We start from the raw sequence: 22,096 nt of genomic DNA on the forward strand, positions 1-22,096 counted from the left end.
CTTCCTACAGTCCTAGTTCTTTTAAATATTTATCTATTTCTTCATCTATTTCACTTATTTCTTTATCTATTTCATTTAATCTTACCTTTACTTCATCTATATCTATTCTTGGTTCTGGTTCGAAGGTATCTACATATCTTGGGATGTTTAAGTTATAATCATTTTCTTCTATTTCTTGTAATGTAGCATTGTGAGAGTACTTGTCTATTTCTTTCCTATTTGCATAAGTATTAATTATCTTTTCTATATCTTCTTCTCTTAATGTATTCTTATTTCCTACTTTTTCGAATCCCTTTGATGCATCTATAAAAAGTATACTATCGTCTTCTTTTCTACATTTCTTATATACTAATATGACTGTAGGTATTCCTGTACCATAGAATAAATTTTCTGGAAGTCCTATTACTGCATCTAAATAGTTCTTATCTTTAATCAAATACTTTCTAATATCTTCTTCTGCTCCTCCTCTGAATAATACTCCATGAGGTAGTACTACTGCCATTGTTCCATTGTCTGCTAAATGATGAATCATATGTTGAACAAATACATAATCTGCACGAGATTTTGGTGCAAGTTTTCCATATCCTGAAAATCTTTCGTCTTGTTCAAATTTCTTATCACTACTCCATTTTGAACTATATGGTGGATTTGCTACTACTGCTTCAAACTCCATTCCCATATGTTGTGGTTCTTCTATCGTATCTGCATTTTGTATATCAAATCTTGAATAATGTACTTCGTGAAGCAACATATTCATTCTTGCTAAATTATAGGTTGTAGAATTTAGTTCTTGACCATAAAACTTACCTACCTTAGCTTCTCTATTTACTCTTAAAAGAAGTGAACCTGAACCACAAGTTGGGTCATATACGTCTTTTAATTCTTCTTTTCCTAATGCTACAATCTTAGCTAATACTTTACTTACTTCTTGTGGTGTATAAAATTCTCCAGCTTTTTGTCCTGCATTTGCAGCAAATTTACCAATTAGATATTCATAAGTATCTCCTAATATATCTATTTCTGTATCATCTTGTGTAAAGGAAATTTCATTTACAAGCACTAATATTTTAGCCATTAAATTAGATCTTGATTTCACTGTTTTACCTAATTTTGTAGATGAAAGATCCATATCATCAAATAAGTTTTCAAATGTTTCTTGTGAGTCTTGTCCTAATGTAGATTCTGTTATACTGTTTATTGCTTGTATAAGATATTCTACATCAAATTTCCCACTATCACCTTTTTCAATTTCTTCTATCATAGTTGAAAAAAGATAATCTGGCTCTATCATATATCCTCTTTGATCTATTAGAGCTTTCGTCAATGGTTCTCTTATTTCTTCAATTTCCCAAGCTTCCTTGTATGTCATGTTATCATTTTTTAAAATATAATTTGCCCTTTTTTCTACCTTTTCAGATAGATATCTATAGAATATTATTCCTAATATATAATCCTTAAACTCATTAGCATTCATATTCCCTCTTAGTTCATTGGCCATATTCCATAACTTTTTATATAGTTCCTGTTGATGCAATTTTTCTTTAACCATTTATCATTTCCTCCTCATTTACAGTTATTAATAATTTTTCTAGTAGCTCTTCTCTTTCTAAAAATAGTTGTTTTCGCCTTCTATTCAGGCTATTTACTTTTCCTAGTTTTCTTTGAAATTCAATATTAGGTAATTTAATATTTATTTTTCTAAATTCGTTTATAGGAATACTCATAATTATTGAGCCTTGTTTAATTTTATGAAGTTCTCTTTTAAAACTTTCACTTTTATCTATATACCATTCTAAATAGTCTGGATCTACAGTATCTCTATTTTTAACCTTTATGATTATATAATTTGAAGGTATAACCTTTCCTAAATCTGTCTTTTCTGCTTTTTTAGCATTATAGGATGTAAGATTGAGTAATATCATATCTTCTTCTACTAGCGGTATGTTTTGATTAATTTCTTCTGTAAGCTTTGGTACTGCTACACTAGATTCATTTTCAAAGGAATATACTGTCCTTTCCTCTGTTTCAATAGTACTATTTATTCTAATCCTACTTAAAGGTATACCTTGGGTTATTTCCACTATTTTTTCAAGTCTCATTCCAACCCTCCTTATTTATATTCTTCTGCTACTTCTCTTATAAATATTTCTAGTTCTTGAGTTTTTTCAACATTTTCTAAAAAAGAGTATTTTGCTTCTGTCAAAGTATCGCTTATTTCTTCTTTATCTATTATTCCACTAAATTCATACTCTTGTATCAATCCTTCTACTTGTTCTTCTGGAAGTCTATTCTTTACTGCAAAGTCATTTATGACTCTTTCTTTTCTTTCTATTTCAAACTCTGTAAATGCATTGTCTATAGAATCTTCACTGTCTAATTTTGGTACTACTTTATCTAAAAATTCTTTAATAAGTTCTACTTTATTTCTAAGTTCTATACTATCAGCTCTATCTAATTCTTTTATGATATAGTTTATATCTTCTTTTCGTTTTTCTTCATTTTCCAAATCTATCTCTCTAATTAAATTCATAATATAATCTACATTTATCTTGTCTCTATGCATTATTTCAAGAGCAAAATCTATATCATCAAGAATAGAAACTTTTTCTATTTTATTCTTATCGTGATTTTCTTTAATAAGTAGATACTTACTTCTATAATCTTGATAATCTTGAATATCCATTCCTATTTTTTCTTCTGTGAATTCAAATTCATTAAAATTTTCCATTCTGATTAAAGTCTTAGTTAAGTCTCTAAAAACTACTACAAACTCTTTTTGTTTTTCTTCACTTTCCATACTGTCTATACTTTCAGGTGTTGGAGCAATACTTAAAAGTGCATTTACTTGTTCTTTGAACAATGCTAAATACTCATCAAAAGACTTAGCTAAAACTGAATCTATATCATCAGTTTTTGAGAATGTTCTTAAAGCTTCATCTGTAGCTTCTTTTAAATTTCTAAAACATACTATATTTCCATATGGTTTTTTATCAGAGTCAAGTCTATTAGTTCTTGAATATGCTTGAAGTAAATTGTGATATTTTAAGTTCTTATCTACATAAAGTGTATTTAGTTTTTTAGAGTCAAATCCCGTTAAAAACATATTTACAACTAAAAGTATATCTATCTTTGCTTCTCTTACTTTCTTGTCTACATCTGCTCTATATCCATCATAATTATCTGTAGAAAAATTAGTATTAAACATTTCATTATAATCATTAATCATTCTTTCTAAGCTATCTCTTCCATGAACTTTTCCTTCGCTTAAATCTGGATTTTCTTCATAGCTAAATATACTAGCTATTTTAAAATCATGGTCCAATTCTTTAAATTTATCATAATATTTTACTAAAGATTCTACACTGTCAGTTGCAAATATTGCATTATATCCCTTACTTCTTGATCTTTGATCATGGTATTGTATTATATGTCTTGCTACCAAATCTATTCTTTCCTCTGCTTGCCACACTTCTTCTGTATTTATAGCTTGAACTTTTTCTGCAGCTATTTCATCTAATTTAGCTCCTAATGTATTTACATAGGTTACTGAAAAACCTAGAACATTTCCATCATGGATTGCATCTTTTATAAGGTAATAATGTAAACATTTATCAAATAGATCTGCTGTAGTTCTATCATCTTCTGATTTATTTTCTGGAAGTCTTGGAGTACCTGTAAATCCAAAATATTGGCTGTTTTGGAAATGCTCTTTTATAGCTGTATGCATCTTTCCAAATTGAGATCTATGACATTCATCTATTATGAATATAACTTTTTTATTTCTATAGGGTTCCATGATATCTTTATACTTAGGGTTTTTAATGGCATTACTCATTTTCTGAATAGTAGTAACTATAATAGGATTCATAATGTCTTTTATTTGTTTTACTAGATTTTCTGTACTATCTGTTCTATCTACTGAACCTGGTTGAAAATCATTAAACTCTTTTTCTGTCTGATGGTCTAAATCTTGTCTATCTACTAAGAAAAATACCTTATCTATACTTTCTTCATTAGAAAGTATTTGACTTGCTTTAAAAGAAGTTAGTGTTTTACCTGACCCTGTTGTATGCCAAATATAACCGTTATTATTAGTTTCTAAAGCTCTTTTTACTATTTCTTCTACTGCATATACTTGATATGGTCTTAGTACTAGCAATTGTTTTTCTGTTTCTTTAAGTACCATATATCTTGCTATCATCTTAGATATATGACATTTTTCTAAAAACGTTGTGCTAAAATCTTTTAAATTTGTAATTCTATTGTTTTCTTTATCTGTCCAAAAGAAAGTATATTTATAATTTAAATTTCCATCAGAATTTGCAAAATACTTTGTATCCACACCATTTGATACTACAAATATTTGAATATATCTAAAAAGTCCTGTATATGACTGTACTTTATATCTGCAAATTTGATTAAATGCTTCTTTCATATCCAATCCTCTTCTTTTTAGTTCTATTTGAACTAATGGCAGGCCATTTATAAGTATTGTTACATCATATCTATTTTCATACTTTCCCCTTACTGTAACTTGATTTGTAACTTGAAATAAATTTTTGCACCATTTTTGTGTATCCATTATAGTAAGGAAAAGTCTTTCACCATTCTCTCTTTCGATTTCAAGTTTATCTCTTAAAATCTTAGCTGATTCAAATACCCCCTTACCTTCAATCCTGTTCATAATTATTTGAAATTCTTTATCTGTAAGAGGTTTTCCTTTCAATTTATCTTCGTTAAATTTACTAATCTGTTTTCTAAAATTATTCTTTAAATCTTCTTCACTATTTATATTAACTAATTCATAGCCATTTCTACTTAGTAACTTCAAAAGATTTTGTTCTAATACTGCTTCAGATTGATATGACAATAGGACCACCCTTTCTCAAAATGTCTAAATAGATCATTACTACTTAAATATAGTTGTTATTTTGTATAATAACATAATACCATTTAAAATAATTTTGTCAATAGTTATTATTTATAATAACATAAAATCATTTTATAACAATATATAAATAAAATTTGGATACTTTTCTCATTGCAGGAATAAAGATATCGTTATAGCCACCTGATTGTCTAAATGATTTCATAACTTCCATTAGTTTTTTATCTATAAAGAGTCCGCTCTCTTTAAATAAAGAAAAGTCACATTCTTTGTTGGAACAATAAAAATTCTTCTTTCCTTCAAAAATGTGACTCTTACATATTGGATAATTCCCTAATACTTCTCTATTTGATTGAAATTTTTATTAAGACTAATTTTATACTCTTAAATCCTAGATTTATGACTTCCTTCCCTATATCTACTATTAGAGCTAATGTAGGTGTTTGAACTCTTCCTACACTTAAAGAAGTATTGATTTAGTATAAAGTTTCATTAAATATTCAACACAATCTGATTCAGAATCTATATCCCATGATTTACCATAAGCCTCCCACACAGCTTTATCTAGTTCTTTATGGGCCTTTAACAAATCTCTAGGCATAAATAATGGATCATATAAGTCTGCATAACTCCAATCCTTATATTTTTGTCTTACTTTTAAAACCAACTCCGCTTTTTTAGAAACTATTATTTTAACTTTCTCATTTGTCTTAGACCATGGAAAATTATTATATACTATATTTTTAGAATATTTATAATCTCCTTTTAGTCTGCCTCCTACTACTCTCATCCATGCGTTATGAACATTGGAAGTTAATATTCCAAAATGATATATACTTGCATTAGGCATTATCAAAACAGCATCACTTGCTATACTATTAGTTGACATAAATCCTATTGGAATATACTTTCTATTTTCTGATGTTACCCTAGGAATTAACAGATAATTGCTTTTGGAAATATTTGTCGTTTGAAACTTAGTAGGTGTATTTGCTATTTTTAAAGTATTTTTTCTAGTACTCTTTAATCTAAATTCTCTAACATTCTTAACTCTTTCCATAACAAGAGACATAGTTCTTATTTTGCTTGGTTTTAAATCTCCTAAGTACAAGCAATATCTTGGATTGTTATTTATAAACTCCCTTGCACCATACCATTCCATGAAATACTTTTTAGATTGAGGCTCCTCTTTTATAAACTTTTCCATTTCCTCTTTTGTAAATAAATAATTCCCATCATCTATTGGTTGATTACCCATACCTATTTCTTGAACATCACATAATGGCTTTCTTCTAGACTCTATATAAACATTATCAGCATCTACTAAATAACCATTGATATTCTCAACTTCTTGAAACGTCCCTTCATTTTCATATATTATCTTTTTATCAATTCTCTTATTCATACTAGAAAAACCTATTATAACACAATACACAGCTGCTTTATATTTTGCATCATTACTCCATTTAAATGTTCTATAAGCAAAATCTATCTTGCAAAAATTGTCTTCTAATATATACTTCCACAAAATACTAACCTGTTCTCCTTGACATATGCTATTAGTAGAAACAAAAGCAACCCTTAAATCTTTATTTCCTTTTATCATTTTTGCAGACTTAGCATACCAAGCTGAAACATAATCTAAGTTTCCTATGTTTTTTATACCGTTAAAGACAAGGTTTATATCAGAGTTTTGTTCACTATTCATTAATCTAGCACCCACAAATGGAGGATTTCCTATAATATAATCTAGTTCTTTAGCATCTATTAATTCATTCCAATCTATTCTTAGGGCATTAGTATTAATAATATTTGCATTTTCTCTTATTGGAAAATCTATTATATTAAAACCGAAATAATTACTAATTTTTTGATCCATTAAATGCTTTATAAGTATCATGGATACTTTAGCTATCTCTACAGGAAATTCTTCGTACTCTATACCATAAAATTGATTTATATGTACTATATTTTTTGCTCCTATCATTTGAAGTTCTCTATGATCATAAATCATTTTCATAACTTCAAATTCTAATTCTCTTAACTTTTGATAAGCCATTATTAAAAAGTTTCCTGAACCACAGGCAGGATCTAAAAACTTTAATAATGCTAATTTCCGTTGAAAATTCTTAAGTTCTTTAACCGTACTTTTGGATCTTTCAAATTCATCATATAATTCATCTAAAAATAAAGGCTCTAATACCTTCATAATATTTTCTTCAGATGTGTAATGAGCTCCTAAATTCCTTCTCTGCTCTTGGTCCATAACTCCCTGGAATATAGCACCAAATATAGCTGGATTTATTTCTGACCAATTAAACTTACAGCATTCTAATAAAAGATTTCTCATATTTTGATTAAATGAAGCTAATGGTAAATCCTCTTTAAACAAATTACCATTTATATATCTAAATCTTTTTAATTCTGGGGATAAATTATTCATTCTTTTTTCTATCTGGTTTTAAAGAGTGAACATAGCCCATAGCTTGTGTATATGCTTTGGCTAAAGATTGTCCCTTAGACTTCATTTCAATTAGGATTTTTCCTGGCATAAAATAGTCAATATATCCTATAGATCCATCTTTCAAAGTTATTTGATGTTCATGAAATCCATCTTTCCAGTCAACTCCAAATATATTCATAAAATCTTTTTCAAAAGTTTGACCCTCTTGTCTCTCATTACCATCACAGTTTTTCCAATGCATTTGAAATTTGACTGCTCTATCTTCAATTTTGTTCCAACTTAACATAGCTAACTCCCCTAGCCCAGTATTACTTGTTAAAAATATCATTTCCATATATTAATTTTTAATACACAGCTATTGGGAATTGATTATTTTACCGACATTTTTAAATAATATTATTTAAAAAGTCTTGATACCTTTGTTTCCTAAGATATCAAGACTTCCATTTACTACTCCTGCAATAAGGTGCAAAATTTACTCCTTATTAATTCTTTATTTTTTGTATGATATACATACATTTCTCTACCTTTATCTTTTTTATATTTTTCAGCATACTGTTTTAAAGCTTCTCTTTCTATTTTTTCCTTATCATTAGCTTCTACTTACACAAATCAACTTTCTATAATCTCTCTTTTATACTTATTGTACATCTTTGATATAGAAAGATATATTATCAAAATATATCCTACAATAACTATAATAAATAGATGATTTAAGTTTAATAAAAAATCTATTGGTCTAAATATCGTAAATAGTTTAGACATTTTAAAACTTCTTCCTCTAATCCCTTTCCATTATCCTTTATCCTTATTTCTCTATATATTGGATTGGATATAAACTCTATTTTAATCTTATCTAAAGTATGTTCTAGGGAATTTTTTATTATATTTAAAAATCCTTCATAAAGCCAAACCTCGTCTCCTAAAACTGTGAAATCCTCTCCAGTATACTCTACTCTAACATTTCTGTCTCTATTTAAACTATTTACTATATCTTCTATTATTTCCCTTACGGAAAGTTTTTCATATCTATAATCTATAGTATTTGAATTTACTTTAGATAATTTTAAAAGTACCTCTGTAAAGTTTTTAAGTCTATCTAATTCCAAATACAATTTTTCCAAGTATATATCTGTATTTTCTTTATCTGTTTTAATTAACTCTGCCATAAATCCTATTGAGGTTATAGGTGTTTTAAGTTGATGGGCTATATTTGCTAAGTCTTTCTTTAAATTGGATTTTTGTCTTTTAGATTCTTCTTCTAAAGATTTTAAATTTACTATAATCTTATATAATTCATCTCTAAGAATACTGTACTCATCATCTTCTTTTATTTGTATAGAATAGTCTCCGCTATTTATCCTTATTAAATATTCTTCTAATTCCTTAATTTTAAATTTGAGTTCTTTATCTTTTTTTCTATTAAATAATATATATATTCCATATATGATTATAGAAATAATGAGAATAAGTAAAATTCCATATATCTTATGAACAAATATACTTTCATTGTAGTATCCTAAGGATTTTAAAGTAATCTCACTATTAAATCCTTTAGTATCTAGGATATTTGAAATTGTACTATAAAAATATCTGTCCATTCCTGTTATTAAAAGGCTGATAATTAAAAATACTATTATAAAAAACTCATATTAATCCCTCACAAATCTATAGCCAATTCCCCTAACTGTTTCTACTACATAGCCATAATCCTTTAGTTTTTTTCATCAAGTACTAAACCTTTATAGTTTAACTTTTCTTCTACTCCATCTACTCGCCTTAAAACACTTTCTATTTTCGCTTTTAATATTGGAAGTTTAAAAGGCTTTGTTATATATCCATCAGAAATATTAAGTCCCTTTACTATATCTTCCTCTGAATCATTAACTGTTAAAAATATTACTGGTGTAGATTCTATATTAAATATCTTTAAAAAATCAAAACCTGTCCCATCTGGTAAATTTACATCTAAAAGAATTAAATTAAAATCATAAGTAAAGTTTTTTTTAGCTTCCTCTAAAGATTTACTAATTACTATATCATAGCCATTATTAACTAAATAGGCTTTTATTCCAAAACCTAAGGTTTCATCATCTTCTAGTAAAAATATTCTCATTTAATCACCTCAAAGATATTCTACATCATAAATAATTTTGCAAGTATATTTATAATATAAATTTTATTTGAAAAATGTCTTCTCTACAACTAAATATTACCATAGGAATGAAAAAACGGTAAGATTAATCCTACCGTAAATTTTTAATATTAGATTTTTTACCAAATGATTTCATGTCTTATTCCAACTAACTCATAGTTTCGTCTGAAGTCTTCGAAGGTTCAGCTTCATCTATAAGATTATAAAAATCTATCACTGGGTAATTATTTTTATCCTTAAGTATCTCTCTTATTTTATTATAATGATAATTAGAATGCTCTAAAACCCTATATTTATATTTACTCCACTCTATTTCTAATTTTCTTATATCTTTAATACTTGATATACTATTTATACATTTAATGGCTGAAAGATTCTTATCTTTAACTTCAAGCATAATATCTATTTCATCATCTAATTTATTACTGAAACTCGTAAATTCAGTTAAATCTATTGTCCTCGAATGAGAACCTGGTCTTTTTTCCAAGTTTTTTTACATTTATTTATAAAGTATAATTCGTCTTTAGATTTATCATAAGGTAATATCTTATTGTGGAGATTATCAAATACTACTGGTATGTCTAATGTTTTTCCTATTTTTAGAACATCTCCAATATTGTAGGATTTGTCATCATTTTCAATAACCAGCCTATCCTTAACTTTAGGAGAAAGGAGATTATAATTATGGATAAATCTATCTATAGCTTTTTCTTTATCACCATATACTCCTCCTATATGAAGGACTATCTTGCTATCCTTTAACAAAATGGAATTTTTGTGGAACATAGGAAATAGTAATCCCCTAACAAGCAACAATCTCTTTGATTAAAAACTCCCTACCACAAAGTAATTCCCAATCTTCGCTCCCGCAACTTGGACATTCTCCCTTATGTTCAATTAAATTAAATACCTTTTTACAATTATCACATATACAATTGCCTGGCAATATTTCAATTTCTAATTTCGTATTCTGTAGCATAGTTCCATCTACCGCAGCTGGATAACAGGCTTGGACAAATCTTGGTACAACTGAAGACAGTTCTCCAATTTGAAGTACTAATGTGTCAATTTCTGTGATTCCATTTTGTTTTGCAAAATTTTCAACTGTTTCTACAACATTAATCATAATTCCTAGCTCATGCAAATTAATTCACCCCTATCTGCTAATAAATAAAGAATATAGGGTGGGTATTATCCCACCCTTTTATTCTTCAAATACTAACTTGATTTATCTTTTTTACCAGTAAAGGTTTTTTTGATACTATGGGTTATCATTCTACCTTTACGTGCAATTACATTTTTAACGATTACTGGCTTTAAATCCTCAAATTCCACATTTTGAGCATCATATTTCCTTACAAGAGATATAGCATCAAATTTACATTTAGTAGTACATTGTCCGCATCCTATGCACAGATACTCATCTACAACTGTAGCTCCGCAACTTAGACAACGTTCTGTTTCTTTTCTAACTTGATCCTTTGTAAGAGTTGGTCGTAAATCTTTAAAAGAGGTCTTAGCCTTATCACCGTCTACATGTGGTGTTCTTTGTCTTGGAAGACGGTCATAGCCTGCCAAGTCTATATTTTCCTTATCAAATGCCTTAAATTCTCTTCTATCTCTACCAAGTATTAAATCCTGTCCTGGTTGAACATAGCGATGGATCGAAATTGCTCCTTCCTTTCCTAAAGCTATAGCATCAATTGCAAATTTAGGTCCTGTAGCAACATCTCCACCTGCAAATATATCTGGTTCACCTGATTGTAATGTAAATGGATCTACTTTAATTGTATTGTTTGGATTTAATTCTACTTTTGAACCTTCTAATAGTCTACCCCAATCTATTGATTGGCCTATTGAAAGCAACACCTTATCTGCCTTAACAACTTTTGTATCATTTTCATCAAACTTAGGACTAAATCTTCCATCTTCATCAAAGACCGATAGACACTTTTTAAATTCTATTCCTACAACATGTCCATTCTCTGTAACAATACGATTAGGACCCCAAGAATTATTTACACCTATGTCTTCAGACATTGCCTCTTCAATTTCTTCATCAAGGGCTGGCATTTCTTCTCTGCTTTCCAAACAGTACATCTCAACTGTTGAAGCTCCCGCCCTTGTAGCTGTTCTTGCTACATCTATAGCAACGTTACCGCCACCAATAACTACAATGTCTCCCTCCATGTCTACATCTTTACCTAAATTAACATCCAATAAGAAGTCCACCCCAGATATAACCCCTTCTGCCTCTTCTCCTTCAATGCCTAGTTTTCTACCAGATTGAGCACCAATTGCAAGATAAAATGCTTCATATCCCTGATTTCTTAGTTCATCAAGAGTAATATCTTTCCCTACTTCTATACCAGTTTTAAATTCTACTCCTAATTCCTTTAATATGTTAACTTCTGCATTTACTACATCTTTTTCTAACCTATATGAAGGAATTCCAAGGGTTAGCATACCACCAAGAGCCTCTTGTTTTTCAAATACTGTTACATTATAACCATCTATGGCTAAATAATATGCACAAGAAAGTCCAGAAGGTCCAGCACCTACGATAGCAATTTTCTTTCCATAATTGTGCCTTTTCTTAGGTATATATCGCACATCTGCATTTAAATCTTGTTCTGCAATAAATTTTTTAATATCATCAATAGCTACAGGCTCGTCTACATCTCCTCTAGTACATACTGATTCACATTTTCTAGGGCAAATACGTCCACATACTGCTGGAAAAGGATTTTGTTTTTTGATTAATTCCAATGCTTCTGTATATCTTCCTTGAGAAGCTAATTTAATATAACCTTGTACAGGAATATGGGCCGGACATTGGGTTATACAAGGGCTAGTTCCACTTTCTAAAACATTTTTTCTATTAATTCTATAATCTGGATTCCATTTATCTGGTCCCCATTTACTATTGGATGGTAAATCTATTCTTTCCTCAATAACTTGTGCTTCTTCACATAATTTTTGACCTAATTGGAGTGCATTAACAGGACAAACCTGAACACATTCACCACAAGCTACACATTTATCCTTATCTACATGAGATACATAATTTGAACGTACCATATCATTGTTTAAAAACATTGTAGCAGTTCTTAAAGAGAAACAACTACAACTACAGCAATTGCAAATAGCATGGGTTTTTCCCGGCCCGTCTGTATTAGGAATTTGGTGCATTAAACCGTTTTCCTCAGCTTTCTTTATGATTTCAAAAGCTTCTTCCCTAGTTATCTGTCTGCCTCTACCGGTTCGTATATAGTATTCAGCAGCATGATCTAATTGGATACACATATCTTCTTTTAAATGTCCACAGCCTTCTCCCATAATCTCTCTAGCTGTACGACAAGAACAGTCTGAAACAGAGAAAACTTCAGCTTCATTTAGATATTTTGATATTTCCTCATAGGATGCCCTTCTACTTTCACCATCAATAGCCATTTCAATAGGAATAACACGCATAAGACCTGTTCCTACTGGGAATATTCCTGCTGTTTGAGGGCCTCTTATCCTTCCGTAAGCCTCAAAAGCCTCAGCAATTTGAGGGTACTTCCTAACATTTTCCTTATTATTCACCATCATTTCCATAACCCCAGGTATCCAGGTTTCAAGCCAATATTTATCTACTCCATCTTTATCTCCAACAAAACAAGCACCTGCAACTGCTAATTCCCACAAAAGTTTTCCTGTTTCTTTTACAGGTTTTCCACATATTTTTGCCACTTCTTCTGCACTCTTAGGTTTCCTAAACTCCAAACAAAGTCCCACTTCTGCCATTTCATCTGTAACAACAGGTTCCAAAATCATATATTCAGGATCTGTATATTTATATGATGATTTAGAACCATGTTTTTTACCGCCTATGTGATTAGCTAGTTGCAATACTTTTTCTTTTGTCATAGATTTCCCTCCAATTTGAATTTACATTCTCACTGTTCCTGCCACTTTTTTATTTCATCAAGAAGCCAATCCGCCCATTCATCAATGCCTTCCCCTGTTTTTGCAGAAATAGGGATAATTTTAATATTTGGATTTAGCTTTTTTGCCCTTTCTTTAACAGCTTCTAAATCGAAGTCAAAATAATCCATGGTATCAATTTTATTAATTAATAAAACATCTACCTTCGAAAACATTAGAGGATACTTCAAAGGTTTGTCATCTCCTTCTGGTACACTTAAAATCATAGCATTTTTAGATGCACCAGTATCAAATTCTGCTGGACACACTAGATTACCTACATTTTCTAAAATAATAAAATCTATATCATCTGCACCAAGTCCTAATAAACCTTGTTTTGTCATATCAGCATCTAAATGGCACATTCCACCGGTATGCAACTGAATAACCTTTGTACCAGTTTTAGCAACTGCATGAGAATCCACATCAGAATCAATATCTGCCTCCATGACACCAATATTAATATCTGATTTTAAAGCTTCAATAGTTCTTAAAACTGTAGTTGTTTTACCTGAACCTGGTGATGACATGAGATTTAATAAAAAAGTTTTTCTCTTTTTCAATTCTTCTCTAAGCAAATCTGCTTGTCTGTTATTGTCTTTAAAAACGCTTTCCTTGATTTCTAAAACTTTAAAACTCTTCATATTTTATTCCACCTTCCCATAAATTTTTATTTAACTTTGCATTTTACAGGATATTTTGATGAAAATTGTTATTATTTTATCATTTTCATTGTATGCAAAATAGAAATAGTTGTCAAAAAAAACAAACGTTGAGATTTCAATGCTTATCCACTTTATATTTTAAGTTCAGTTTACACTTATAGTAATGAAAAGACTCATATTTTAAAATTAAACTTGAACTTTTCTTAAATATATATGTAAACTTAACTTGAATGTAAAAAACTTAAAAAAATATAGTTTTACAGATTAACTATATAACTATTATATATAGTCAATCTAATTTATATTTCCAAATAATGCTAATATCTATAATCCTTCTTTCAAATTTATCTTAATATATCCACCATATTTTTCGGCCATTATGTTGTATAATGGTTTACCTAACATAAAAGTATATATCTCATCTGCTTTTTCTATGACATCAATATCTTTAAACTCATTAGGATATAAAGTCTTGCCTAGAAAATATATATCAGCCATAGCAGTCTCAATATTATTATAATATGAAACATATGGCAATTGACCATATACCTTGTCATTTTTTACAGCAGATAATTCATTATAATAATCTGGATTTTTATTATAATCTTCATTTACAATATTCATTCCATTTTCATCAATTATAAGTATATCTGGATCCCATTCTATAAGTTGTTCCTTATCGATCATTATAGAACCAGATTTTCCTATTTCATCTGCAACATTTTTAGCACCAATGATATCCAATACTGGAGAATTTCCAGTTGTACTTTCAATTCCATGAACCCCTTTATAGCTTAATCCTCCCATGTATACACTTGGTTTTTTATCTTCTGGAATATCCTTTGTAAGATTGGTAAGTTCAGTCTTACAGTCCTCCATATATTCAATTAACTCCTTTGATCTTTCTTCCTTTCCAACTATTTTGCCAATAATAGTTAGTGCCTTATACATATCTTGATCAAAAACTGCTGAGGAACCACAATTTACAATTACAATTGGTACCCCTATTTTTTTCTGAAGCTCTTCTATTTGAGCTATATCTAAAATATCTCCAGCAATAATAACATCAGCATTTACATCTATAAGTAATTCTGGATCTGGGTTGGCTGGAAACCCTTCTCCTATTATTGGAATCTTTTCTAATTCAGGATTAGCAATTATATATGGTCGTCCAGTTTCTTTAGACTGCTGCTTTCTTTCAACTCCTACAAGTTTTTCAGTTCCATTGACATAAGTATAAAGCCTAAGGGCAGAACCTATTGCCACTACTCTTTCAACAGGTCTATCTAAAACAATGTTACGCCCTGCCATATCTGTTATTTCAATAACATGGGAACTATCTTTAGTTTCATCCTCTTCTACTTTTGCTGATTGTTTAGATTGAGTACATCCAGTCAATATTGATAATAAAAACATCATTATTGCTAAAAATATACTTAATTTTTTCTTCACTTTTTTATCTCCCCTTTCTTTATTCACCAATAAAAATTTTAATCTAATATTTAAATGATTTATATAGGGATAACTACTGGAATACCTGAAAATTCTTCTATTGCAACATCAATATCATATACATTTTTAATCAATTCTGAATTTAAAATTGTAGCATCACCAAAATCAAATACTTCACCTTCTTTTAGCAGAAGAAATTTGTTAGCAAAACGTAATGCTAGATTCAAATCATGCATGGCAACTATTGCTGAAATCTTTCGTTCATTAACAATATACTTAATTGTCTTAAGCACTTCTATTTGATTTTTTAAATCAAGATTGCTAGTAGGCTCATCCATTAACAAAACCTTTGGTTCTTGAACAAGTGCCCTAGCTATAATGACTTTTTGAAGTTCACCACCGCTAAGTTCATTAGTATATCTCATAGAATAGTTTTCTAAATTTAACAATTTTAAAACATTTTCAACAATATCAATATCTCTTTGAGTTACATCCCATTTTATATAAGGTTTTCTTCCAAGTAAGATAGAATCAAAAACTGTTTTTTTTGAACAATCATGGCTTTGTGGCACATATGCAATGTTCTTTGCAAGTTCTGGACCTTTTAATCTAGAACTATCGATGCCATTAATATATACAACACCTGATTGTGGTTTCAATATTTTGTTTAAACATTTCAAAAGAGTAGATTTTCCAGCTCCATTAGTTCCTAAAACTGCTAGATAATCTCCTTGTTTTAGTGAAAATGCTATATTATTGATAACATCCTTTTTTGGATATGAAAAACTTATATTATTAACTAATAAGGTCATCTATTCACTCTCCTTTATAAGAAAATAAATGAACAACGGTGCTCCAAGAAAAGATGTTACAGCCCCTACTGGTAAAGTCTGCGGTGATAATACTACTCGTGCTAGTGTATCAGATATGAGTAATATAAGGGAACCCATGATTGCTGATGTAGGTATAAGGTATCTATTATCACTACCTACTAATCTCTTTGCTATTTGAGGAGATATTAAACCAATGAAACCTATTATTCCTAAAAAAGATACAATAACAGCAACAACAATTGATGCCACAAACATTCCACTTAGTCTAACCCTCTCAACATTTACTCCTAGACTCTTTGCAGTATCATCTCCACTATCTAGAGCATTATAATCCCATCTACGATATATAAAATAAACTATAGATGCCAAAATTAATATTCCCATCATTATAATTTCATCCCAAGATGCCCTACCTAAATCTCCAAAAGTCCAAAATATAACAGCAGCTACTTTAGTTGTATCTTCTGAAAAATATTGAATAATCATAGTACCTGCTGAAAAAAGTGAACTTAATGCTACTCCCGCTAAGACTATGCTTTGTGTAGAAAAATATCCTAATTTTGATAAACTAATAATCAATAGTGTGGAACCTATTGAAAAAGCCATTGCACAAATTGTAACGATATAAGGATTTAAAATTTGTATATCGCCTAATCCAGTATTTACTACATTACCTGCCCCTAACAAGATAATAGCAACATTGGCTCCAAAAGCAGCAGCATTTGATATTCCAAGTGTAGAAGGGGATGCTAATGGATTTTTTAAGTTATTCTGCATAATACATCCTGCTACTGATAACCCTGCACCTGCTAGTATTCCTGCTACTACCCTTGGCATACGAATATTCATTACTGTAGAAATTGATTTAGTGTCTCCTAATCCTAAAATAGCTAAAACTACCTGTTTAGGCCCAATACTCATAGCACCAGCATTTATAGCCAAAAAAAATACAATAATAGTAGCAATCAGTAAAGCAATAATGATAAGCCTTTTCTTGATTATATGTTTTTTATATTCATCATATTGAAATAATAGCTCTTTATCTTTATTAATATCCACAGATTACCACCCTCTTGAATATTCATTAAAACAGTCTAGACAAACTTTCTTACCTCCCTGAATTCGAATTTTATTCTCAGAAGCCATTTCGTTGCATTTTTCACAAGCTATGGTATCAAATATTCTTGCTTTCTCTGGCAATTCAATATTAACCTCTTCAACTTTAAATATATTTTCTTCTGGACCTTCTAAAATATATTGTTGTCTTTTTTCCCTTTCCATTTCTCTATCATTTTGTTTTAATATTAATCTAATACTTCTTCCATCTTTTCGTCTTATAAAGGTAAAAGCCATCTTTCCTGTATCTTTGAAAATTAGATTACCTTTTCCTAGTGTACAACTAGTTATGACTTGGATTGCATCTACACCACATGCATCATTTTCTGTTATACAAACTATTTCCTCATCTCTAGAAAAACTTAATGACATTTTCTCTTTTGCTATTTCGGCTGCCCTAAATCCAATAGCTAAACCAGGGCATTCATGTCCATGAAATTCAACACATTTTTTCCATAATTCCTTATCCATTTTCGCTCCCCCTTTAATATTAATTTTAAACCAATAATTCTAAACCTAAAATACCTTAATTACCATAAATGTTCACTTTATTCAAATATTACAAAACATTTTAATTAAAATTTTATATAAATTTAAAATGTATGTCAAAAAACAAGGATGTTGAAATTTCAACGTTCATTAACTTTATATTTTAAGTTAAGTTTACACCTATGATAGAAATGAATGGCATATTTAACATTCATTCCAAAGGTTTTTATAGCACTATATGTAAACTTCACTTAAAAGTAAAAAACCCTTTAAAATGAGATAAAACTACTCAAAGAAGTTTCGTAGCTATAAGCTAAATAATACAAAAATCTCCTTAAATCACTGCTAATTTAAAGGAGATTTTTTGGAAAAATATTTTTTAAAAGAATCTATCTATCAGATTTTCTGAATATCGAATACAATTTTCAATTGAAAGCATACTCATGATTTCCCCTGCTAAAAATATATTGTTTTTACCCTGAATAGATTCCATTTTATCATAAAATCCATTTTCTAATGTATGAGTATCTACATAGGGACAATGTTTCCAACACTTAGTCTGATAAAGTCTTGCATTTTTTACTCCTAACCTTGATAAATCATCCTTAATATAATCTAAGGATGATTTCTTAGAATTAAAAGGAGGATTGTATGCATAAAGTATCACCATTTCCTCATCATTAGACACATCCCATCTAGAATCCCATATAGTAATATGTCCACGTCTACTAGGGGATAAGTTTTCCAATATACAACCACATCCTTCTGGAACCTTGTCTACAATGAAGGCATATACATTAAAAATTTGATATTTTATATTACTTAAACATTTCTTTGTATCCTCGTCCCAAAGATTTAGATGTGAAAATTGTTCCAGTGGAACAGTAATAATAACTTTATCAAACTCAAGTCTTTCAAATTGAGTTTCTAGCCATATGGTTCCTTTTGAGGATAAGGAAATGTCTATTACCTTTTGTCCTAATCTAATATATTTAATTTTCCTACTCAAGTGTTCTGCCAATATAGAAACCCCATCGTTCCATGTGTAAAACTCTGGAATCTTCATAAAAGACATTAGATGATCATAATTCATAATTCTGAGTACATAAAGAGCGGGAACTTCTTCAATATTGCCTAAACCAAAGATAGTGAAGTAGTGTACATAAATAGTTTTTAAAACTTTAAATTTATGCATATCACACCACTTTGAAAAGGGTAACATCAATGGTTTTTCTGTATTTTTAGCACTAATATTTTTCAATGATTTGTACTTATCCAGTACTAGGGGCAATCTTTCTAACTCCTCAATAAATCCTTCTAAATCTTCTTTAGGTAATGGCATAATTTTTTGACCATCTGCATTATAATTAGTCCGTGATAGTTTAGGACCATCTGCTTTTATATTTAATCTTTTCATCAATAATTTAAGATTTAAATAAGAAGGTAGTCCAAAAATTGCACCTAATTCATAAGACTTCTCATTGTAACAGATAGTATGTAGCTTACCACCTAGACGTTCTTCTTTTTCAAAAACGGTAGTATTTTCATATCCCCTTCTGTATAAGCCTTCAGCTATAACCAAACCAGAAAGCCCTCCACCTATAACTGCAATCCTACAGTCTCTCTTATTCATCTATACCACCTCATTTTGAATAATTAATCAGTGCTAAAAGCCAAAGTGGTAATGTATCTAAATCAGCGCCATTTTCTATTGCCCTTTCTAAAACAACTTCAGCAGGTGTTTTTCCTGCTTTAGGTCCATTAGGAATTATACTGTGAAAATTATATTTCCTTATAAAATCATTAATGGCAGCTTCAACTTTTACAAAAGAGTCTAATTTGTCATTTAAAGGAATTTTATTGTAAAACTCCATCATTAAAAACTCATTAAACTCTCTCATACCATCTAATATATCAATATATTCAGGAGAAATAAATATATGATTAATATTAAAATCTTCTAAGATCTCTTTATATTTATTACCTTTCACAAAGTAAGGTAAAAACTCTCTTTCCTTTTCAGTAACTAAATTTTCAATATTTAAACTAAAAGTTTCCAATAGATAAATTAACTTGCGTTCAAAATAATGCCAAATATCAATATCCTGCTTCTTATTGTATATTTTTACCTCTCCCCATCTTGAAACAGTGTCATAAAAACTATATTGATATATCCTACCTATTCCCTCAAAAGTGCCTATAAAATCAATTCTCTGAATTACTAAATAGCCTGGATAAGAATCCTTTGCATTTGAAAAAATAGACATATCCTTTTTATCCCTTTTCTTGATATTTATATGTGATTTTTCATCCATAGAATATTCTATTCTCTGGGCTTTTCTTGTTAAATTATATCGTTTAAGCACATTATAAATTCCTGTTTCTCCTATATCAAATCCTTGGGATATTAATTCATAGTAAATCCTCTTAGGCCCATCTGCTGGATATTTTGTAACATATGATAATATTTCTTGTTCAATATCTTTACTGACTTTATTTGGCATTTTAGGCTTTCTGCGTTCTCTATTATCCAATCCAGCCATTCCATGTTTCTCATAAGCATTTTTCCAATTATAAAATGTTGTTCTTGATATTCCAAACAATTCACATGTTTGAGAAACGTTATTCCCTTTCAAAGCATGTTGTAATATCTTATATTTAGTATATGCATTAAACCCCTTAGATCTCATAATAGCCCCCCTTTATTTAAAAGGAAACTTATCAGTTGTTTTAACTTCAAATATATGTTTACATAATAATATCATATAACCCTTTATAAAAAAAGTAGAACAAATATTTATAATATTTTTAAAGATAATTAGATCTTTTTATACTATGAAATAATAATTAAAATCATATAAAATAGATCGAAGAAACTCTCCGATCTATTTATCATCTTCTATTAAATATTTTCTTATTCAATCCTTCTTTTTTAATATCTATTGCTTTTTTAGGACATAATTCATGACAACAGAAACATCTAATACATTGTTTCAAATCAACTTCTGGATATTTACTGGACATATCAATGGCTTTAGGTGGGCAACTATTGGCACATATTCCACAAGAAATACACATATCATGGTTGAATACTGGACTCGGCCTAAAGTTATTTAAAACCCATTTTTCTAAAAACTTCGGTACCCTTCCTCCAATAAAATTTATACTAGTTGAAGCAGGAAGTTTAAATGGTTCTATATCTATTTCTTCAATTTTTGTACCTACTACTTCTATGTCATCAATATCCCCACTAAATAATTCCCTTTCCTTAGCTCTTTTTATAGTAGGTATAGATAATGGTTCTATGCCTACTATATATGAAGCTATTGTATCTAAAGCATGTGGATTTTCTGAAGCCATAAGAAGACCTACAAATCTTTTATCTCCAGAAGAAGGACCATCCCCTTCCATACCTTCAATTCCATCAATTATTGAAAATACTGGTTTTACATACTCACATATATCAACTAATGCATTGGAAAAATTGTCTATACTATTCATTCTAAAATGATAATCAGCTTTAGTTAAACCTGGTATTGTTCCAAATAAATTTTTAACTGCTCCTGTATAGGTCATCATAGCATGAGTTTTTAGCTTAGCTGCAGAAACAACAAAATCCACTTCATTAAAAGCTTTAACTATCTTCATATGCTTAAGAAGTTTTGCATTATCATTATTTATTTCAACATATGATGTATCAAAGTTAAGCTGGCAACCAGTCCTCTTTTGTACTTCAAACATCCCTGTAGCTTTGTATGTGGTTCTAAGGGACTTCTCATTGAAAGGTCCCCCTGGACTATCTCCAACAATAACTTCACAACCTAATTTTTGTAAATATCTAACTACTCCTTCTACTACATAAGGATGTGTTGTTACAGCTTCATCGGGAAAATTCTTTTTCAATAAATTTGCTTTTACTAGTACTTTGTTGCCTTTTTTAATTTGTTTTTTTAAAGAATCTATATTATCTAAGCATTCAAAGACTTTTTTCTCTACCTTTTTATAATCATAGCTATCACATTCTACAATACTTACTTTTTCCAACAAGACCAATCCTTTCATAAA

The 22,096-nt window shown here is 29.4% G+C and carries 19 protein-coding genes; all 19 read right to left on the reverse strand.

Annotation, left to right across the window (positions count from 1 at the left end):
* Positions 1 to 4 precede the first annotated feature (4 nt).
* The 19 genes from FYJ27_RS04720 to FYJ27_RS04800 all read right to left on the reverse strand — a co-directional run bounded on the left by FYJ27_RS04720 (position 5) and on the right by FYJ27_RS04800 (position 22,075).
* On the reverse strand, positions 5 to 1,549 hold the full coding sequence (locus tag FYJ27_RS04720; protein ID WP_154483708.1) for a type I restriction-modification system subunit M: 1,545 nt from the start codon (positions 1,547 to 1,549) through the stop codon (positions 5 to 7).
* Positions 1,542 to 2,099: a restriction endonuclease subunit S domain-containing protein gene (locus tag FYJ27_RS04725; protein WP_154483709.1), complete on the reverse strand. Its 558-nt coding sequence runs from the start codon at positions 2,097 to 2,099 to the stop codon at positions 1,542 to 1,544. The genes FYJ27_RS04720 and FYJ27_RS04725 overlap by 8 nt, the downstream gene beginning before the upstream one ends.
* A gap of 11 nt (positions 2,100 to 2,110) precedes the next feature.
* Positions 2,111 to 4,870, reverse strand: coding sequence for a type I restriction endonuclease subunit R (locus FYJ27_RS04730; protein WP_154483710.1), 2,760 nt, complete (start codon positions 4,868 to 4,870; stop codon positions 2,111 to 2,113).
* A 478-nt stretch (positions 4,871 to 5,348) separates the two neighbouring features.
* Positions 5,349 to 7,331 carry a class I SAM-dependent DNA methyltransferase gene (locus tag FYJ27_RS04735; RefSeq protein WP_229775475.1) on the reverse strand — a complete coding sequence of 661 codons (1,983 nt, stop codon included), beginning with the start codon at positions 7,329 to 7,331 and terminating at the stop codon, positions 5,349 to 5,351.
* Complete coding sequence (locus tag FYJ27_RS12710) at positions 7,324 to 7,638, reverse strand: type IIL restriction-modification enzyme MmeI (protein ID WP_229775476.1); 315 nt, start codon at positions 7,636 to 7,638, stop codon at positions 7,324 to 7,326. Before FYJ27_RS12710 ends, FYJ27_RS04735 begins: the two co-directional genes overlap by 8 nt.
* A 445-nt stretch (positions 7,639 to 8,083) precedes the next feature.
* Entirely contained in the window at positions 8,084 to 8,953 is an 870-nt protein-coding gene (locus FYJ27_RS04740) for a sensor histidine kinase (RefSeq protein WP_154483711.1), read from the reverse strand.
* 113 nt (positions 8,954 to 9,066) lie between these two features.
* Complete coding sequence (locus FYJ27_RS04745; RefSeq protein WP_154483712.1) at positions 9,067 to 9,468, reverse strand: response regulator transcription factor; 402 nt, start codon at positions 9,466 to 9,468, stop codon at positions 9,067 to 9,069.
* A gap of 187 nt (positions 9,469 to 9,655) precedes the next feature.
* Positions 9,656 to 9,994, reverse strand: coding sequence for a hypothetical protein (locus FYJ27_RS12715; RefSeq protein ID WP_216382996.1), 339 nt, complete (start codon positions 9,992 to 9,994; stop codon positions 9,656 to 9,658).
* The gene (locus tag FYJ27_RS12720) at positions 9,958 to 10,293 is read right to left on the reverse strand and encodes an apurinic/apyrimidinic endonuclease family protein (RefSeq protein ID WP_229775477.1); all 336 of its coding nucleotides are present in this window, start codon (positions 10,291 to 10,293) and stop codon (positions 9,958 to 9,960) included. The genes FYJ27_RS12715 and FYJ27_RS12720 overlap by 37 nt, the downstream gene beginning before the upstream one ends.
* Positions 10,294 to 10,309: 16 nt before the next feature.
* Entirely contained in the window at positions 10,310 to 10,651 is a 342-nt protein-coding gene (locus FYJ27_RS04755) for a hydrogenase maturation nickel metallochaperone HypA/HybF (protein WP_154483713.1), read from the reverse strand.
* A gap of 74 nt (positions 10,652 to 10,725) precedes the next feature.
* Positions 10,726 to 13,419 (reverse strand): FAD-dependent oxidoreductase, encoded by a 2,694-nt coding sequence (locus tag FYJ27_RS04760; RefSeq protein WP_154483714.1) that lies wholly within the window; start codon positions 13,417 to 13,419, stop codon positions 10,726 to 10,728.
* Positions 13,420 to 13,448: 29 nt separating this feature from the next.
* Positions 13,449 to 14,120: a hydrogenase nickel incorporation protein HypB gene (gene hypB / locus FYJ27_RS04765; protein WP_154483715.1), complete on the reverse strand. Its 672-nt coding sequence runs from the start codon at positions 14,118 to 14,120 to the stop codon at positions 13,449 to 13,451.
* 345 nt (positions 14,121 to 14,465) lie between these two features.
* A complete protein-coding gene (locus FYJ27_RS04770) occupies positions 14,466 to 15,593 on the reverse strand; it encodes an iron ABC transporter substrate-binding protein (protein WP_216382994.1) in 1,128 nt (375 codons plus the stop codon).
* Between the two features lie 59 nt (positions 15,594 to 15,652).
* A complete protein-coding gene (locus FYJ27_RS04775; protein WP_154483716.1) occupies positions 15,653 to 16,405 on the reverse strand; it encodes an ABC transporter ATP-binding protein in 753 nt (250 codons plus the stop codon).
* Positions 16,406 to 17,485 carry a FecCD family ABC transporter permease gene (locus tag FYJ27_RS04780; RefSeq protein WP_326831035.1) on the reverse strand — a complete coding sequence of 360 codons (1,080 nt, stop codon included), beginning with the start codon at positions 17,483 to 17,485 and terminating at the stop codon, positions 16,406 to 16,408.
* A 3-nt stretch (positions 17,486 to 17,488) separates the two neighbouring features.
* Positions 17,489 to 18,013: an FmdE family protein gene (locus tag FYJ27_RS04785; RefSeq protein ID WP_154483717.1), complete on the reverse strand. Its 525-nt coding sequence runs from the start codon at positions 18,011 to 18,013 to the stop codon at positions 17,489 to 17,491.
* 397 nt (positions 18,014 to 18,410) lie between these two features.
* Positions 18,411 to 19,664: an FAD-dependent oxidoreductase gene (locus tag FYJ27_RS04790; RefSeq protein ID WP_154483718.1), complete on the reverse strand. Its 1,254-nt coding sequence runs from the start codon at positions 19,662 to 19,664 to the stop codon at positions 18,411 to 18,413.
* 10 nt (positions 19,665 to 19,674) lie between these two features.
* A complete protein-coding gene (locus FYJ27_RS04795) occupies positions 19,675 to 20,721 on the reverse strand; it encodes a helix-turn-helix domain-containing protein (protein WP_154483719.1) in 1,047 nt (348 codons plus the stop codon).
* 202 nt (positions 20,722 to 20,923) lie between these two features.
* Positions 20,924 to 22,075 carry a DUF362 domain-containing protein gene (locus FYJ27_RS04800; RefSeq protein WP_154483720.1) on the reverse strand — a complete coding sequence of 384 codons (1,152 nt, stop codon included), beginning with the start codon at positions 22,073 to 22,075 and terminating at the stop codon, positions 20,924 to 20,926.
* Between the last annotated feature and the right edge of the window lie 21 nt (positions 22,076 to 22,096).

The organism is Anaerosalibacter bizertensis (assembly GCF_009696605.1).
GTDB lineage: Bacteria > Bacillota > Clostridia > Tissierellales > Sporanaerobacteraceae > Anaerosalibacter > Anaerosalibacter bizertensis.

Excerpts from the sequence above, each read along its gene's own strand:
- FYJ27_RS04720 (WP_154483708.1), bottom strand. The coding sequence starts at position 1,549 with ATGGTTAAAGAAAAATTGCATCAACAGGAACTATATAAAAAGTTATGG.
- FYJ27_RS04725 (WP_154483709.1), bottom strand. The coding sequence starts at position 2,099 with ATGAGACTTGAAAAAATAGTGGAAATAACCCAAGGTATACCTTTAAGT.
- FYJ27_RS04735 (WP_229775475.1), bottom strand. The coding sequence starts at position 7,331 with ATGAATAATTTATCCCCAGAATTAAAAAGATTTAGATATATAAATGGT.
- FYJ27_RS12710 (WP_229775476.1), bottom strand. The coding sequence starts at position 7,638 with ATGTTAAGTTGGAACAAAATTGAAGATAGAGCAGTCAAATTTCAAATG.
- FYJ27_RS04740 (WP_154483711.1), bottom strand. The coding sequence starts at position 8,953 with ATGGACAGATATTTTTATAGTACAATTTCAAATATCCTAGATACTAAA.
- FYJ27_RS04745 (WP_154483712.1), bottom strand. The coding sequence starts at position 9,468 with ATGAGAATATTTTTACTAGAAGATGATGAAACCTTAGGTTTTGGAATA.
- FYJ27_RS12720 (WP_229775477.1), bottom strand. The coding sequence starts at position 10,293 with ATGTTCCACAAAAATTCCATTTTGTTAAAGGATAGCAAGATAGTCCTT.
- FYJ27_RS04760 (WP_154483714.1), bottom strand. The coding sequence starts at position 13,419 with ATGACAAAAGAAAAAGTATTGCAACTAGCTAATCACATAGGCGGTAAA.
- hypB (WP_154483715.1), bottom strand. The coding sequence starts at position 14,120 with ATGAAGAGTTTTAAAGTTTTAGAAATCAAGGAAAGCGTTTTTAAAGAC.
- FYJ27_RS04775 (WP_154483716.1), bottom strand. The coding sequence starts at position 16,405 with ATGACCTTATTAGTTAATAATATAAGTTTTTCATATCCAAAAAAGGAT.
- FYJ27_RS04785 (WP_154483717.1), bottom strand. The coding sequence starts at position 18,013 with ATGGATAAGGAATTATGGAAAAAATGTGTTGAATTTCATGGACATGAA.
- FYJ27_RS04790 (WP_154483718.1), bottom strand. The coding sequence starts at position 19,664 with ATGAATAAGAGAGACTGTAGGATTGCAGTTATAGGTGGAGGGCTTTCT.
- FYJ27_RS04795 (WP_154483719.1), bottom strand. The coding sequence starts at position 20,721 with ATGAGATCTAAGGGGTTTAATGCATATACTAAATATAAGATATTACAA.